Consider the following 15114-nt stretch of genomic DNA (forward strand, 5'->3'; position numbering starts at 1 on the left):
CTTCGCGAGCATGCTTCGCTCCTACAGCTGGCACACGCTCCTGTAGGCGCGAAGCTTGCTCGCGAAGACGGCTTCAAGCCATGCTCAAAACGATTGAACAGCCTGAAATCGCCTTATGACCGCCATCGTCTCCTCCCCCTACATCGGTCGCTTCGCCCCCACGCCAAGCGGCCATCTGCATTTCGGCTCGCTGGTCGCAGCGCTGGCTTCGTACCTCGACGCGCGTGCGGTGGGTGGTCGCTGGCTGATGCGCATGGAAGACCTCGATCCGCCACGGGAAGAACCCGGCGCGCAAGCGGCCATTCTCAAGGCGCTGGAGGGCTACGGCTTCGAGTGGGACGGCGAACTGGTCCGACAGAGCGACCGGCACGATGCCTACGCCGACGTGCTCAACCGCCTGTTCAATCATGGTCTGGCGTACGCCTGCACCTGTTCGCGCAAACAACTGGAGCCGTATCACGGCATTTATCCGGGACTGTGCCGCAACGCGGGTCATGCCACCGAAGATGCCGCGATTCGCCTGCGTGTGCCCGAACTGGAATACCACTTCATCGACCGCGTGCAAGGCGAATACCGCCAGCACCTGGGTCGGGATGTCGGTGATTTCGTGATCCGCCGCCGCGACGGGCTCTACGCCTACCAACTGGCCGTGGTGCTCGATGACGCCTGGCAGGGCATTACCGACATCGTCCGTGGCGCAGACTTGCTCGACTCCACCCCACGTCAGCTCTATCTGCAGGAACTGCTGGGGTTCTCGCAACCGCGCTATCTGCACATCCCGCTGATAACCCAGCCTGACGGCAACAAGCTCGGCAAGTCCTACCGTTCGCCGCCGCTGACCGAAGATCAGGCCACACCGCTGCTGCTTCGTGCATTGCGCGCACTCGGGCAAAGTCCCGGCACAGAACTGGCGTACGCCACCCCACGGGAAGTGCTGAACTGGGGCATCGCCCACTGGGACGCGACGAAGATCCCGCGCACACTCGCCTTGCCCGAAGCGCAACTACAGTGATCACACTTGCAGTGGCGCGCCCATCCGTTACCATCGCCGCACGTTTTCGGGCACGCGCATAAAAAAGAGAGGCCGGGATGTACATCTATCGCTTGGTCCTGCTCCTGGTAGTGGGGATTTACCTGTTCTCCCCGGCCATCATGGATTGGTGGATCGACGCCACTGGCGCCTGGTATCGCCCTTATCTGCTCTGGCTGATTCTGATCGTCGTGACCTTCATCCTGCAGAGCCAAAAAGATGCCGATGAGCTTTAGCCTGACCCAGATGATCCTGATCAGTGCCGCGTACCTGGCGGTGCTGTTCGGCGTGGCCTGGATCAGCGAACGGGGCATGATCCCCCGGGCGATCATTCGCCACCCGCTGACGTACACCCTGTCGCTGGGTGTCTACGCCAGTGCCTGGGCGTTCTACGGCACCGTGGGCCTGGCCTATCAGTACGGCTACGGATTTCTGTCCAGCTATCTGGGCGTCTCCGGCGCATTTCTGCTGGCGCCGGTGTTGTTGTATCCGATCCTCAAAATTACTCGCACCTACCAACTGTCGTCGCTGGCAGACCTGTTCGCGTTCCGTTTCCGCAGCACCTGGGCCGGCGCACTGACCACGATCTTCATGCTGATCGGCGTGCTGCCGTTGCTGGCGCTGCAGATTCAGGCAGTGGCCGACTCCATCGGCATCCTCACCCGCGAGCCGGTGCAACACCGTGTCGCCCTGAGCTTCTGCGCGCTGATTACGCTGTTCACGATTTTCTTTGGCTCGCGCCACATCGCCACCCGCGAGAAACACGAAGGGCTGGTGTTCGCGATTGCCTTTGAGTCGGTGATCAAACTGATCGCCATTGGTGGCGTCGGCCTGTATGCGTTGTATGGCGTGTTCGACGGCCCGCAACAGCTGGAACTGTGGCTGCTGCAAAACCAGACCGCCCTCGCCGCGTTGCACACGCCTTTGCAGGAAGGCCCGTGGCGCACGCTGTTGCTGGTGTTCTTCGCGTCGGCGATCGTGATGCCGCACATGTACCACATGACGTTTACCGAAAACCTCAACCCGCGTTCGCTGGTCAGCGCGAGCTGGGGCTTGCCGTTGTTCCTGCTGTTGATGAGCCTGGCGGTGCCGCTGATTCTCTGGGCCGGGCTGAAACTCGGTGCCACGACCAATCCTGAATATTTCACGCTGGGCATCGGCATCGCCGCCAACAGTAAGGCCTTGGCGCTGTTGGCGTATGTCGGTGGGCTATCGGCGGCGAGCGGGCTGATCATCGTCACCACCCTGGCACTGTCCGGGATGGCGCTGAACCATCTGGTGCTGCCGCTTTATCAGCCGCCGGCCGAAGGCAACATCTACCGCTGGCTGAAATGGACCCGTCGCGCACTGATCGTCGCGATCATCATGGCCGGTTACGGTTTCTACCTGTTGCTGGGTGCCGAGCAGGATCTGGCCAACCTCGGCATCGTTGCGTTTGTGGCGACCTTGCAGTTCCTGCCGGGCGTGCTGTCCGTCCTTTACTGGCCGACCGCCAACCGTCGCGGCTTCATCGCCGGATTGCTGGCAGGGATTCTGGTGTGGCTGGTGACCATGCTGCTGCCGCTGGTCGGCAACCTGCAAGGCTTCTACATTCCTCTGCTGAACATGATCTACGTGCTGGACGACACCAGTTGGCACATGGCCGCGATCGCCTCGCTGGCCGCCAACGTGCTGATGTTCACCCTGATCTCGCTGTTCACCAATGCCAGCCCCGAAGAGGCCAGCGCTGCCGAAGCCTGCGCCGTGGACAACGTGCGTCGCCCGCAGCGCCGTGAGTTGCACGCTGCCTCGCCCCAGGAATTCGCCACGCAACTGGCCAAACCCTTGGGCGCCAAGGCTGCGCAGAAAGAAGTCGAACAGGCGCTGCGCGATCTCTATCTGCCGTTCGACGAGCGCCGGCCTTACGCCTTGCGCCGCTTGCGCGACCGGATCGAAGCCAACCTCTCGGGCCTGATGGGGCCGAGCGTGGCGCAAGACATGGTCGAGACCTTCCTGCCTTATAAGGCCGGCGGCGAAAACTACGTCACCGAAGACATTCACTTCATTGAAAGTCGCCTCGAGGATTACCACTCGCGCCTCACCGGCCTGGCTGCCGAACTCGATGCCCTGCGCCGTTACCACCGCCAGACCCTGCAGGAATTGCCGATGGGCGTCTGCTCGCTGGCCAAGGATCAGGAAATCCTCATGTGGAACAAAGCCATGGAGGAGCTGACCGGAATCGCCGCGCAGCGTGTGGTCGGTTCGCGCCTGAGCACCATCGCCGATCCGTGGAAAGAATTGCTGCAAGGCTTCATCAACCTGCCCGACGAACACTTGCACAAGCAGCATCTGGCGCTCGATGGCCAGACTCGCTGGCTGAACCTGCACAAAGCGGCGATCGATGAACCGCTCGCGCCGGGTAACAGCGGCCTGGTTTTGCTCGTCGAAGACCTGACCGAAACCCAGATGCTCGAAGACAAACTGGTGCACTCCGAGCGACTGGCCAGCATCGGCCGCCTGGCCGCTGGTGTGGCCCATGAAATCGGCAACCCGATCACCGGCATCGCCTGTCTGGCGCAGAACCTGCGCGAAGAACGTGAAGACGATGGCGAGCTGAAGGAAATCAGCGGGCAGATCCTGGAGCAGACCAAACGCGTCTCGCGCATCGTTCAGTCGCTGATGAGTTTTGCCCACGCCGGCAGTCACCAGCACAGTGACGAGCCCGTCTGTCTGGCCGAAGTGGCCCAGGACGCCATCGGTTTGCTGGCCCTGAACCGACGTAATTTCGAAGTGCAGTTCTATAACCTGTGCGACCCCGATCACTGGGTCGAAGGCGACCCACAACGACTCGCCCAGGTCCTGATCAATCTGCTCTCAAACGCCCGTGACGCCTCGCCTCCCGGCAGTGCGGTACGGGTGAAAAGCGAAGCCGGCGAACACACGGTCGACCTGATCGTGGAAGACGAAGGCAGCGGTATTCCGAAGAACATCATGGATAGATTGTTCGAACCTTTCTTCACCACCAAGGATCCTGGCGAAGGCACCGGTCTGGGCCTTGCACTGGTCTATTCCATCGTTGAAGAGCATTATGGACAAATCACCATCGACAGCCCGGCTGATGTACAAAGCCAACGCGGCACCCGTATCCGGGTGACCTTGCCGCGTCATGTCGAAGCGACGTCCGCTGTGAACTGAGACCGTCGAGAGTATCGAATCAATGCCGCACATTTTGATCGTCGAAGACGAAACAATTATCCGCTCCGCCTTGCGCCGCCTGCTGGAACGTAACCAGTACCAGGTCAGCGAAGCCGGTTCAGTGCAGGAAGCACAAGAACGCTTCACCATTCCCACGTTCGACCTGATCGTCAGTGACCTGCGTCTGCCTGGCGCGCCGGGTACCGAGTTGATCAAACTCGGCCAGGGCACTCCGGTGCTGATCATGACCAGCTACGCCAGCCTGCGTTCGGCGGTCGACTCGATGAAGATGGGCGCGGTGGATTACATCGCCAAGCCTTTCGACCACGATGAAATGCTCCAGGCCGTCGCGCGCATCCTGCGTGACCGGCAATCGGTGCAGGCCAGCGGTGAACCTGCCGTCGGCAAAGCCGCCAATGGCGCGGCGAAACCGGGTATCGACAACAGCAACGGCGAAATCGGCATTATCGGCTCGTGCCCGCCGATGCAGGATCTGTACAGCAAGATCCGCAAAGTCGCGCCAACCGATTCCAATGTCCTGATCCAGGGCGAGTCCGGCACCGGTAAAGAACTGGTGGCGCGCGCCCTGCACAACCTGTCCAAACGCGCGAAGGCTCCGATGATTTCGGTGAACTGTGCGGCCATTCCGGAAAGCCTGATCGAGTCCGAACTGTTCGGCCACGAAAAGGGCGCGTTCACCGGCGCCAGCGCCGGCCGTGCCGGTCTGGTGGAAGCGGCAGACGGCGGTACCTTGTTCCTCGATGAAATCGGCGAACTGCCGCTGGAAGCCCAGGCTCGCTTGCTGCGCGTGTTGCAGGAAGGCGAAATTCGCCGGGTGGGCTCGGTCCAGTCGCAGAAGGTCGATGTGCGTTTGATCGCCGCGACTCACCGAGACCTCAAGAGCCTGGCGAAAATCGGCCAGTTCCGTGAAGACTTGTATTACCGCCTCCACGTGATCGCCCTGAAACTGCCGGCCCTGCGCGAGCGTGGCGCCGACGTGAATGAAATCGCCAATGCCTTCCTGGCGCGGCAGAGCGCGCGGGTCAACCGTACCGACCTGAAGTTCGCTCCGGACGCCGAGCAAGCGATTCGTCACTATTCCTGGCCGGGCAACGTGCGCGAGCTGGAAAACGCAGTCGAGCGCGCGGTCATCCTGTGCGAAAGCCCGGAGATCTCCGCCGAGCTGCTGGGCATCGACATCGAGCTGAGCGGCCTGGAAGACGACGAGTTCATCGGCCTGCCTCCGCAACAAGGCAACGGTGCCGGCAACAACAATCATGAGCCGACCGAGGACCTGTCGCTGGAAGACTACTTCCAGCATTTCGTTCTGGAGCATCAGGACCACATGACCGAAACCGAGCTGGCACGCAAACTCGGGGTCAGCCGTAAATGCCTGTGGGAGCGTCGGCAGCGCCTGGGTATCCCGCGACGCAAGACCGGGGTGGCCAGCGAGAGCTGAACGGGTAACACATGACTTTGTGAAAAAACTGTTACCTCAGCTTTTTCACGTAACAGAAGCCGGGGCTTACGGTAACGAAGCCCCGGTTTTTTTGGGCCCCGAAAAACCCGACCAGGTGACGTAACCCCTTGTTTTGCTGGGCCTCGCAAAAGTTGGCACGCACCCTGCTATATGTTTGGTACAACAACAATAACAAGCAATGCACAAGACAATAAAAATAAGACGAATCGACTCACGCACAATAAAAACAAGACGGCGAGAGGCGCAGCTAACTGATTCTTTTGGAGAGGCGTTGTATTTGGGGCTTGCCCCACGACCAGGCCGAGAACAACAAAAACTGTCCTGAGACAGAGCCTGAACTGGTTGGATCGCAAGATCACTGCAGCACAGCGACCAAAGCAATCCGTTTGCTCTTGGCTCCCGATTGGGAGGGTCATGAAAGAAAATTTCATGACGCGGGCACTCAACAAAAACAAAAAGCCCGAAACCAATAACAAAAATAGAACATGCAACTACTTCTTGGGGAGCTTCGGCTCCCCTTGTAGTTTCTGCGATTTGAAAATCCTTCCAAGCCCCTGTAGGAGCGAGCTTGCTCGCGAAAAACCCGAGGGCAAGCGCAGGGTATCTGGTTTTACGCGTTATCGTTCACGACCATCGCGAGCAAGCTCGCTCCTACAGTAGTGCGGCTTACAGCTCATATCTGCTGTGTCCTACACCATCCCCCGACTAAATGCTAGAATCCCCGCCCATCATGCGGTCATTCTTCGTTATGGCCGAACATTCCTTCAAACAGTGCATCCCATGCTGAAGAAGCTGTTCCAGTCATTCCGTTCTCCCAAGCGTCATACGCAACACATCCGCAGCACGCCTGAAGTGCTTAACAGCGGCCAACATTCGCTGCAAAAGGCGCAATTCAGCCGTTATGCGGTGAATATCGTCGAACGCCTGCAGAACGCCGGTTACCAGGCTTATCTGGTCGGCGGCTGTGTGCGTGACATGATGCTCGGCATCACGCCAAAAGATTTCGACGTTGCCACCAGCGCCACCCCTGAACAGGTACGCGCCGAATTCCGCAATGCGCGGATCATCGGTCGTCGCTTCAAACTGGTGCACATCCACTTTGGTCGCGAGATCATCGAGGTCGCGACCTTCCGCGCCAATCACCCGCAAAACGATGAAGAGGAAGACAGCAACCAGTCTTCCCGCAACGAGAGTGGGCGGATCCTGCGCGATAACGTCTACGGCACGCTGGAAGAGGACGCGCAACGCCGCGACTTCACCATCAACGCCCTGTATTACGACCCGGTCAGCGAACGTATTCTCGACTACGCCAACGGCGTACACGACATTCGCAATCACCTGATCCGCCTGATTGGCGACCCGAAGCAACGCTACCAGGAAGACCCGGTGCGGATGCTGCGGGCCGTGCGTTTCGCCGCCAAGCTGAATTTCGGCATCGAAAAACACAGCGCCCTGCCGATCCGCGATCTGGCGCCGATGCTGCGCGAGATTCCGTCAGCCCGGCTGTTCGAAGAAGTGCTCAAGTTGTTCCTCTCCGGCCATGCCGCGGACACGTTCGAGATGCTGGTCGACCTGCAGTTGTTCGATCCGCTGTTCCCGGCCAGTGCCGAAGCGCTGGAATACAACCCGACGTACACCCACACCCTAATCAGCGAAGCGCTGATCAACACCGACCTGCGGATCAAGCAGAACAAACCGGTAACCCCGGCGTTCCTGTTTGCAGCCCTGCTCTGGCCTGCCCTCCCGGCTCGCGTGTTGCGCTTGCAGGAACGTGGCATGCCGCCAATCCCGGCGATGCAGGAAGCGGCGCACGAGTTGATTGCCGAACAGTGCCAGCGGATCGCGATTCCAAAACGCTTCACCATGCCGATCCGCGAAATCTGGGACATGCAGGAACGTCTGCCGCGCCGCAGCGGCAAACGCGCCGACCTGTTGCTGGACAATCCGCGGTTCCGCGCCGGTTACGACTTCCTGCTGCTGCGCGAAAGCGCCGGCGAGCAGACCGATGGCCTCGGCGAATGGTGGACGGATTATCAGGACGCCAACGACAGCGAGCGTCGCGACATGATCCGCGACCTCAGCGGCAAGGAAGACGGCACTGGCGCACCCCGCAAACGTCGTCGCAGTGGCGGTGCCAAGCGCAAACGCGCGGCCGGCGCACCGAGCGCTACGGGCGAGTAAGCATGGAGCGCATCTACATCGGCATGGGCAGCAATCTGGCTGACCCCGCCGAACAATTGCGCAGCGCCGTCGATGCGCTGGCGCAGTTGCCGCAGAGCGAACTGGTCGGGGTTTCGGCGTTTTATCAAAGCGATTCGCTGCTGCCCGGCCAACCGCGCTACACCAACGCCGTTGCCGCCCTCGACAGCATACTTGCCCCGCTGGCGCTGCTCGATGCGCTGCAAGCCATCGAGAACGGACAGGGTCGCGAACGCCTGGAACGCTGGGGGCCGCGCACGCTGGATCTGGATATCGTGCTGTTCGGTGATCGGCTGATCGATGAGCCTCGCCTCAAGGTGCCTCACTACCATATGCAGGAGCGAGCCTTCGTTCTGTATCCGCTGGCCGAGTTGGCGCCTGCGGATTTACGTTTGGCGGATGGGCGCACACTCACTGATCTACTCGCTGCCTGCCCGTTCGTCGGGCTGGAACGCCTCCCCCAAAATTGATGCAAATTCCCCTGTGGGAGCGGCTTGCTCGCGAAGACGGTGTGTCATTCAGCGTCATTGTTGATTGATACACCGCCTTCGCGAGCAAGCCCGCTCCCACATTGTTTTTGTGTCGGGCATCAGATCTGCGGCTGCTGAATCGCATCAGTTACGCCGGTAACACCCTCTCCGTAACAACGCGGTAACACACGCAATTGACTTCCCGAGTTCTCCTCACGACTATAGGCGTCCCGCTGCCGCCAACACGGCGTTGAAGGGCGCAATCCAGGCCTTAAAAGCACGACAACAGACCGTGCGCCTGTATTTAACGAAGAATCACGCGCGTTACTCGCAGTAGTTTCCACAGCGCCTGAATGAGGAACTTTTCATGCCAGCCATCACCCTGACCACTCTGCAAGGTCTCAAGCAAAAAGGTGAAAAAATCACCATGCTGACCTGCTATGACGCGACCTTCGCCCACGCCTGCAATGAGGCTGGCGTCGAAGTGCTGCTGGTGGGCGACTCCCTCGGCATGGTGTTGCAAGGTCACGACAGCACCCTGCCGGTGACCACTGCCGAGATGGCTTACCACGTCGCGTCCGTGAAACGCGGTAACACCGACGCGCTGATCCTCGCCGACCTGCCCTTCATGGCCTACGCCACCACCGAACAAGCCATGGTCAACAGCGCGCTGTTGATGCAGGCCGGTGCGCACATGGTCAAGGTTGAAGGCGCATTGTGGCTGGCGGACTCGATCCGTCTGCTGGCCGAGCGCGGCATCCCGGTGTGCGCACACATGGGGCTGACACCGCAGTCGGTGAATATCCTCGGCGGTTACAAAGTCCAGGGTCGCAATGAAAACCAGGCGCGGCAGATGCGCGCCGATGCGATCTCCCTCGAACAGGCGGGCGCAGCGATGCTGTTGCTCGAGTGCGTGCCGAGCGAACTGGCCGAAGAAATCACCCAGGCCGTGAAGATCCCGGTGATCGGTATCGGCGCCGGCAGTGGCACCGACGGCCAGGTGCTGGTGCTGCACGACATGCTCGGTCTGTCGATCACAGGCCGGGTGCCCAAGTTCGTGAAGAACTTCATGGCCGGACAACAAAACATTCAAGCGGCACTTGGCGCTTACGTCACTGAAGTCAAAGCAGCCACTTTTCCTGGTATCGAACACGGATTCTCTGCATGAACACCGTAAAAACCGTACGCGAACTGCGGGCCGCGGTGGCCCGTGCCCGCAGCGAAGGCAAGCGTATTGCCTTCGTGCCGACCATGGGCAACCTGCACAGCGGCCACATCGCACTGATTACCAAAGCCAGCCAACGGGCGGATTTCGTGGTCGCGAGCATTTTCGTCAACCCGCTGCAATTCGGTGCCGGCGAAGACCTCGACAAGTACCCCCGCACCCTCGCGGCAGACCAGGAACAACTGTTCCAGGCCGGTTGCCACTTGCTGTTCGCCCCGACCGTCGAAGAAATGTACCCCGACGGCATGGCTGGCCAGACTCGCGTCAGCGTTCCACAACTGTCCGAAGGACTGTGCGGCGCCAGCCGTCCGGGGCATTTCGAAGGTGTGGCGACGGTGGTCAGCAAGCTGTTCAACATGGTCCAGCCGGATCTGGCGATCTTTGGCCAGAAAGACTTCCAGCAACTGGCCGTGATCCGCGCGCTGGTGCATGACCTGAACATGCCGATCCAGATCATCGGCGAGCCGACGGTCCGTGCGGCCGACGGTCTGGCGCTGTCATCGCGCAATGGGTTCCTCAGTGAAGAACAGCGGGCGGTTGCGCCGGTGGTGTATTGCACGCTGTCCTCGATTGCCGAAGCCATCAAACAAGGTGATCGCGATTATCCAGCGCTGATCGCGGCACAACAGCAGCAACTCGAAGCCGCGGGCCTGCGTACCGACTACCTGGAAATCCGTCATGCGCTGACCTTGCGTCAGGCAACGGCGGAAGATCGGGACCTGGTGATTCTGGTGGCGGCGTTCCTCGGCACCACGCGGTTGATCGACAACCTGCACCTGAACCTCGACGCGCCCGCCTAAAACACCACAATCCCTGTGGGAGCGGGCTTGCTCGCGAAGGCGGCGTGTCATTCAGCATTAATGTTGGCTGACCCACCGCCTTCGCGAGCAAGCCCGCTCCCACATTCGATCTACGTCGGCTTCCAGATCGTATTGCTGCCCACATTGCCTTCGGGCAAACTGCCCGCCGTTCGATTCCGACCTGGGGAAACACTCATGCACGCCATCATGCTCAAGGCCAAGCTGCATCGCGCCGAAGTCACCCACGCAGTGCTCGATTACGAAGGTTCCTGCGCCATCGACGGCGATTGGCTGGACCTGTCCGGCATCCGTGAATACGAACAGATCCAGATCTACAACGTCGACAACGGCGAACGCTTCACCACCTACGCGATTCGTGGCGAAGCCGGCTCGCGCATGATTTCGGTCAACGGTGCCGCGGCGCATAAGGCCAAGGTTGGCGACCGTGTGATCATCTGCGCTTACGCTCACTACAGTGAAGCCGAGCTGCTCAACTTCAAGCCGCGCATGCTCTACATGGCGCCGGGTAACGAGTTGAGCCACACCAGCAATGCCATTCCGGTTCAGGTCGCCTGACCGAACCTTCTCTTCCGTTTGTCGGACCGTTCCCTGCTTTATGTATAAAAAAGTACCGGGAACGGGTCAGACAAAGTCAAGACAGATCGCAGCGCGAGGTTTACTGTATTCGCCCTGTGCCATGAAATCGTGTCGACGCAGTTGACCGGACGCCCACCCACAGCGCTCCGGGATTTTTTAGTGTTCAAAAGGCCGTTCAAGTAAAAAGGAAACCCGCAGCGATGGCGTACTACCGCACTCCTCACGACGTGACCGCTCTGCCCGCCTGGCAAGCGTTGAATGACCACCGCCAAGCCATGCAGGATTTCAGCATGCGCGAAGCCTTTAATGCCGACCCGCAGCGCTTTACTCAATTCACCCTCAGCAGCTGCGGTCTGTTTCTCGACTATTCGAAGAACCTGATCAACACCGAGACCCGCGATCTGCTGGTAGGCCTGGCTAACGAAGTCGACCTTCAGGGCGCGATCAAAGCGCTGTTCGACGGCGAGATCGTCAACTCTTCCGAAGGTCGCCCGGCCCTGCACACCGCGCTGCGCCGCCCGGTTGGCGAGAAGTTGTCGGTCAACGGCGTCAACGTGATGCCCGAAGTACACAAGGTGTTGAACAAGATCACCGACCTCGTGGGCCGGATCCACGACGGTCTGTGGCGCGGTTACACCGAGAAGCCGATCACCGACGTGGTGAACATCGGCATCGGTGGCTCGTTCCTCGGCCCGGAGCTGGTCTCCGAAGCGCTGTTGTCCTACGCCCAGAAAGGCGTGCGCTGCCATTACCTGGCGAACATCGACGGCACTGAGCTCCATGAACTGACCATGAAGCTGCGCGCCGAGACCACGCTGTTCATCGTTTCGTCGAAATCCTTCAACACCCTCGAAACCCTGAAGAATGCCCAGGCCGCTCGCGCCTGGTACCTGGCTCAGGGCGGTTCGGAAGCCGAGTTGTACCGTCACTTCATCGCCGTCTCCAGCAACAACGCGGCGGCCGTGGCGTTCGGTATCCGCGAAGAAAACATCTTCCCGATGTGGGACTGGGTGGGCGGTCGTTACTCGCTGTGGTCGGCCATCGGTTTGCCGATCGCCCTGGCCATCGGTATGTCGAACTTCAAGGAACTGCTGTCCGGTGCCTACACCATGGACCAGCATTTCCAGAGCGCGCCTTTCGAACAGAACATGCCGGTGCTGCTGGCCTTGCTCGGCGTCTGGTATGGCAACTTCTGGGGCGCGCAAAGCCACGCGATCCTGCCGTACGACCACTACCTGCGCAACATCACCAAGCACTTGCAACAGCTGGACATGGAATCCAACGGCAAGAGCGTGCGCCAGGACGGCACGCCGGTGTCCACCGACACCGGTCCCGTGATCTGGGGCGGCGTGGGTTGCAACGGTCAGCACGCGTATCACCAGTTGCTGCACCAGGGCACCCAACTGATCCCGGCCGACTTCATCGTGCCGATCGTCAGTTTCAACCCGGTGTCCGATCACCACCAGTGGCTGTACGCCAACTGCCTGTCGCAAAGCCAGGCACTGATGCTTGGCAAGACCCGCGCCGAGGCCGAAGCCGAACTGCGTGACAAGGGCATGGCCGAAGCGGACGTGCAGAAACTCGCGCCGCACAAGGTGATCCCGGGCAACCGTCCGAGCAACACGCTGGTGGTCGAACGCATCAGCCCCCGTCGTCTCGGCGCACTGGTGGCGATGTACGAACACAAAGTCTTCGTGCAGAGCGTGGTCTGGGGCATCAACGCCTTCGACCAGTGGGGCGTGGAGCTGGGCAAAGAGTTGGGCAAAGGCGTCTACAACCGTCTGGTCGGCAGCGAAGAAACCCCGGCTGACGATGCGTCGACCCAAGGGCTGATCAATTACTTCCGTGGTCGTCACCGCGGGTGATTCGACGGTTCACTGCTATCCCCTGTGAGAGCGGGCTTCCTCGCGAATGCGGTGTGTCATTCAACGATGATGTTGACTGACACACCGCATTCGCGAGGAAGCCCGCTCCCACAGTTGTTTTGTGTCTGGCTTGAACCCTTTCGCTACTCGGCGCATCTTTAGATCTTGTCGTGCAAACAAGAATAAGGAACCGTCATGTTCGATATCAGCACGTTCCCCAAAGCCGATGCCGTCCGCCGGGCTGCACAACTCAGTCAAGACGACTACAAGCGCCTGTACCGCCAGTCCATCGAACATCCCACTGAATTCTGGGCCAAGCAGGCTTCACGCTTTCTCGACTGGAGCAAACCGTGGGATACCGTCCAGCGCTATAACCTGAAAACCGGTGAAGCCAGCTGGTTTGCCGGCGCAAAGCTGAACGTCAGTTACAACTGCATCGACCGTCACCTGGAAAAACGTGGCGATCAGATCGCAATCATCTGGGAAGGCGACGACCCCGCCGAGTCCGCCCAGATCACCTACAAAAAACTCCATCACCACGTCTGCCGCCTGGCCAACGTGCTCAAAAGCCGTGGCGTGAAGAAAGGCGACCGCGTGTGCATCTACATGCCGATGATCCCCGAAGCCGCCTACGCCATGCTCGCCTGCACGCGAATCGGCGCGGTGCATTCGGTGGTGTTTGGCGGGTTCTCCCCCGATTCTGTGCGTGACCGGATTCTCGACGCCGACTGCCGTACCGTGATCACCGCCGATGAAGGCGTGCGCGGCGGTAAATTCGTGCCGCTCAAGGAGAAGGTCGACAAGGCGCTGCAAAGTTGTCCGAACGTCAGCACGGTAATCGTGGTCGAGCGCACTCAGGGCGAAGTGAACTGGGTCGAAGGCCGCGACCTCTGGTATCACCAGGCCCTGCGCGACGTCAGCGACGATTGCCCGCCCGAGCCGATGGACGCCGAAGACCCACTGTTCATTCTTTACACCTCCGGCAGCACGGGCAAACCCAAAGGCGTGCTGCACACCACCGGCGGCTATCTGCTGCAAGCGGCGATGACCTTCAAGTACGTGCTCGACTACCGCGACGACGAAGTCTTCTGGTGCACCGCCGATGTCGGCTGGGTCACCGGGCACAGTTACATTGTCTACGGCCCGCTGGCCAACGGCGCGACCACGCTGATCTTCGAAGGCGTGCCGAGTTATCCAAGCAGTTCGCGCTTCTGGCAGGTGATCGATAAACACCACGTCAACATCTTCTACACCGCCCCCACCGCCCTGCGTTCGCTGATGCGCGAAGGTCCCGAACCGTTGAAGGAAACGTCTCGCGCGAGCCTCAGATTGCTCGGCAGCGTCGGTGAGCCGATCAACCCCGAAGCGTGGGACTGGTACTTCAATGTCGTCGGCGAACAACGTTGCCCGATCGTCGATACCTGGTGGCAGACCGAAACCGGCGGCATCATGCTCAGCCCGCTGGTCAGCGCCCAGCGGATCAAACCCGGCTGCGCCACGCAACCGATGTTCGGGGTGCAACCGGTGCTGCTCGACGAAGTGGGCAAGGAAATCAAAGGTGCCGGCAGCGGCGTGCTGGCGATCAAATCGAGCTGGCCGGCGCAGATCCGCAGCGTCTACGGCGACCCGCAACGGATGGTCGATACCTACTTCAAACCGTACCCCGGTTACTACTTCACCGGCGACGGCGCCCGCCGCGACGAGGACGGTGACTACTGGATCACCGGGCGTATCGACGACGTGATCAACGTTTCCGGTCACCGCATCGGCACCGCCGAAGTCGAAAGCGCCCTGGTGCTGCACGACAGCATCGCCGAGGCCGCCGTGGTCGGTTACCCTCACGACGTCAAGGGTCAGGGCATCTATGCCTTTGTCACGCCCATGAACGGCACCGACCCCTCCGATGAACTGAAGAAAGAACTGCTGGCCCACGTCAGCCAGGAAATCGGCAGCTTCGCCAAACCGGACCTGATCCAGTGGGCACCGGCCTTGCCGAAAACCCGTTCGGGCAAGATCATGCGGCGGATTCTGCGCAAGATCGCCTGCAACGAGCTCGACAGTCTGGGCGATACGTCGACCCTGGCTGATCCGAGTGTGGTTCAGGATCTGGTCGATAAGCGCCTGAACCAATAACGCACCACCCTTTGTAGGAGGGAGCTTGCTCGCGATGAACTCAAGCGCACCGCGTTTATTCGAGAAAACGCGTTATCGTTAACGTCCTTCGCGAGCAGGGGAGCTCCCACAGGGGAGCATTACAAAATTTGCCGCGCATTT

At 60.4% G+C, this 15114-nt stretch carries 11 protein-coding genes; all 11 read left to right on the top strand.

The genetic code is table 11. From position 1 onward, the window contains the following. Positions 1-115 precede the first annotated feature (115 nt). Entirely contained in the window at positions 116-1012 is an 897-nt protein-coding gene (gluQRS, locus tag J2Y86_RS13400) for a tRNA glutamyl-Q(34) synthetase GluQRS (protein WP_253432020.1), read from the top strand. A 77-nt stretch (positions 1013-1089) separates the two neighbouring features. Next, positions 1090-1266 (top strand): hypothetical protein, encoded by a 177-nt coding sequence (locus J2Y86_RS13405; RefSeq protein ID WP_003176118.1) that lies wholly within the window; start codon positions 1090-1092, stop codon positions 1264-1266. Next, complete coding sequence (locus tag J2Y86_RS13410) at positions 1250-4204, top strand: sensor histidine kinase (protein WP_031319123.1); 2955 nt, start codon at positions 1250-1252, stop codon at positions 4202-4204. The genes J2Y86_RS13405 and J2Y86_RS13410 overlap by 17 nt, the downstream gene beginning before the upstream one ends. A 22-nt stretch (positions 4205-4226) precedes the next feature. Beyond that, on the top strand, positions 4227-5663 hold the full coding sequence (locus tag J2Y86_RS13415) for a sigma-54-dependent transcriptional regulator (RefSeq protein WP_084323055.1): 1437 nt from the start codon (positions 4227-4229) through the stop codon (positions 5661-5663). Between the two features lie 801 nt (positions 5664-6464). Continuing rightward, a complete protein-coding gene (locus J2Y86_RS13420) occupies positions 6465-7865 on the top strand; it encodes a polynucleotide adenylyltransferase PcnB (RefSeq protein ID WP_192419993.1) in 1401 nt (466 codons plus the stop codon). A gap of 2 nt (positions 7866-7867) precedes the next feature. Continuing rightward, positions 7868-8353, top strand: coding sequence for a 2-amino-4-hydroxy-6-hydroxymethyldihydropteridine diphosphokinase (gene folK, locus J2Y86_RS13425; RefSeq protein WP_253432023.1), 486 nt, complete (start codon positions 7868-7870; stop codon positions 8351-8353). A 367-nt stretch (positions 8354-8720) separates the two neighbouring features. After that, positions 8721-9521: a 3-methyl-2-oxobutanoate hydroxymethyltransferase gene (gene panB / locus J2Y86_RS13430; protein WP_253432026.1), complete on the top strand. Its 801-nt coding sequence runs from the start codon at positions 8721-8723 to the stop codon at positions 9519-9521. Beyond that, positions 9518-10378 carry a pantoate--beta-alanine ligase gene (gene panC / locus J2Y86_RS13435; protein ID WP_253432030.1) on the top strand — a complete coding sequence of 287 codons (861 nt, stop codon included), beginning with the start codon at positions 9518-9520 and terminating at the stop codon, positions 10376-10378. Before panB ends, panC begins: the two co-directional genes overlap by 4 nt. 195 nt (positions 10379-10573) lie before the next feature. After that, on the top strand, positions 10574-10954 hold the full coding sequence (gene panD, locus J2Y86_RS13440) for an aspartate 1-decarboxylase (RefSeq protein WP_253432033.1): 381 nt from the start codon (positions 10574-10576) through the stop codon (positions 10952-10954). Positions 10955-11175: 221 nt separating this feature from the next. Next, the gene (gene pgi / locus J2Y86_RS13445; protein WP_253432036.1) at positions 11176-12840 is read left to right on the top strand and encodes a glucose-6-phosphate isomerase; all 1665 of its coding nucleotides are present in this window, start codon (positions 11176-11178) and stop codon (positions 12838-12840) included. A gap of 195 nt (positions 12841-13035) precedes the next feature. Then, a complete protein-coding gene (gene acs, locus J2Y86_RS13450; protein WP_253432039.1) occupies positions 13036-14973 on the top strand; it encodes an acetate--CoA ligase in 1938 nt (645 codons plus the stop codon). Positions 14974-15114: the final 141 nt, after the last annotated feature.

The sequence above is a fragment of the Pseudomonas migulae genome, from assembly GCF_024169315.1.
Lineage (GTDB): Bacteria > Pseudomonadota > Gammaproteobacteria > Pseudomonadales > Pseudomonadaceae > Aquipseudomonas > Aquipseudomonas migulae_B.

What these genes read in the sequence shown, in the direction of transcription:
- gluQRS (WP_253432020.1), top strand. Translation starts at nt 116, where the DNA reads ATGACCGCCATCGTCTCCTCCCCCTACATCGGTCGCTTCGCCCCCACG.
- J2Y86_RS13405 (WP_003176118.1), top strand. Translation starts at nt 1,090, where the DNA reads ATGTACATCTATCGCTTGGTCCTGCTCCTGGTAGTGGGGATTTACCTG.
- J2Y86_RS13410 (WP_031319123.1), top strand. Translation starts at nt 1,250, where the DNA reads ATGCCGATGAGCTTTAGCCTGACCCAGATGATCCTGATCAGTGCCGCG.
- J2Y86_RS13415 (WP_084323055.1), top strand. Translation starts at nt 4,227, where the DNA reads ATGCCGCACATTTTGATCGTCGAAGACGAAACAATTATCCGCTCCGCC.
- J2Y86_RS13420 (WP_192419993.1), top strand. Translation starts at nt 6,465, where the DNA reads ATGCTGAAGAAGCTGTTCCAGTCATTCCGTTCTCCCAAGCGTCATACG.
- folK (WP_253432023.1), top strand. Translation starts at nt 7,868, where the DNA reads ATGGAGCGCATCTACATCGGCATGGGCAGCAATCTGGCTGACCCCGCC.
- panB (WP_253432026.1), top strand. Translation starts at nt 8,721, where the DNA reads ATGCCAGCCATCACCCTGACCACTCTGCAAGGTCTCAAGCAAAAAGGT.
- panC (WP_253432030.1), top strand. Translation starts at nt 9,518, where the DNA reads ATGAACACCGTAAAAACCGTACGCGAACTGCGGGCCGCGGTGGCCCGT.
- panD (WP_253432033.1), top strand. Translation starts at nt 10,574, where the DNA reads ATGCACGCCATCATGCTCAAGGCCAAGCTGCATCGCGCCGAAGTCACC.
- pgi (WP_253432036.1), top strand. Translation starts at nt 11,176, where the DNA reads ATGGCGTACTACCGCACTCCTCACGACGTGACCGCTCTGCCCGCCTGG.
- acs (WP_253432039.1), top strand. Translation starts at nt 13,036, where the DNA reads ATGTTCGATATCAGCACGTTCCCCAAAGCCGATGCCGTCCGCCGGGCT.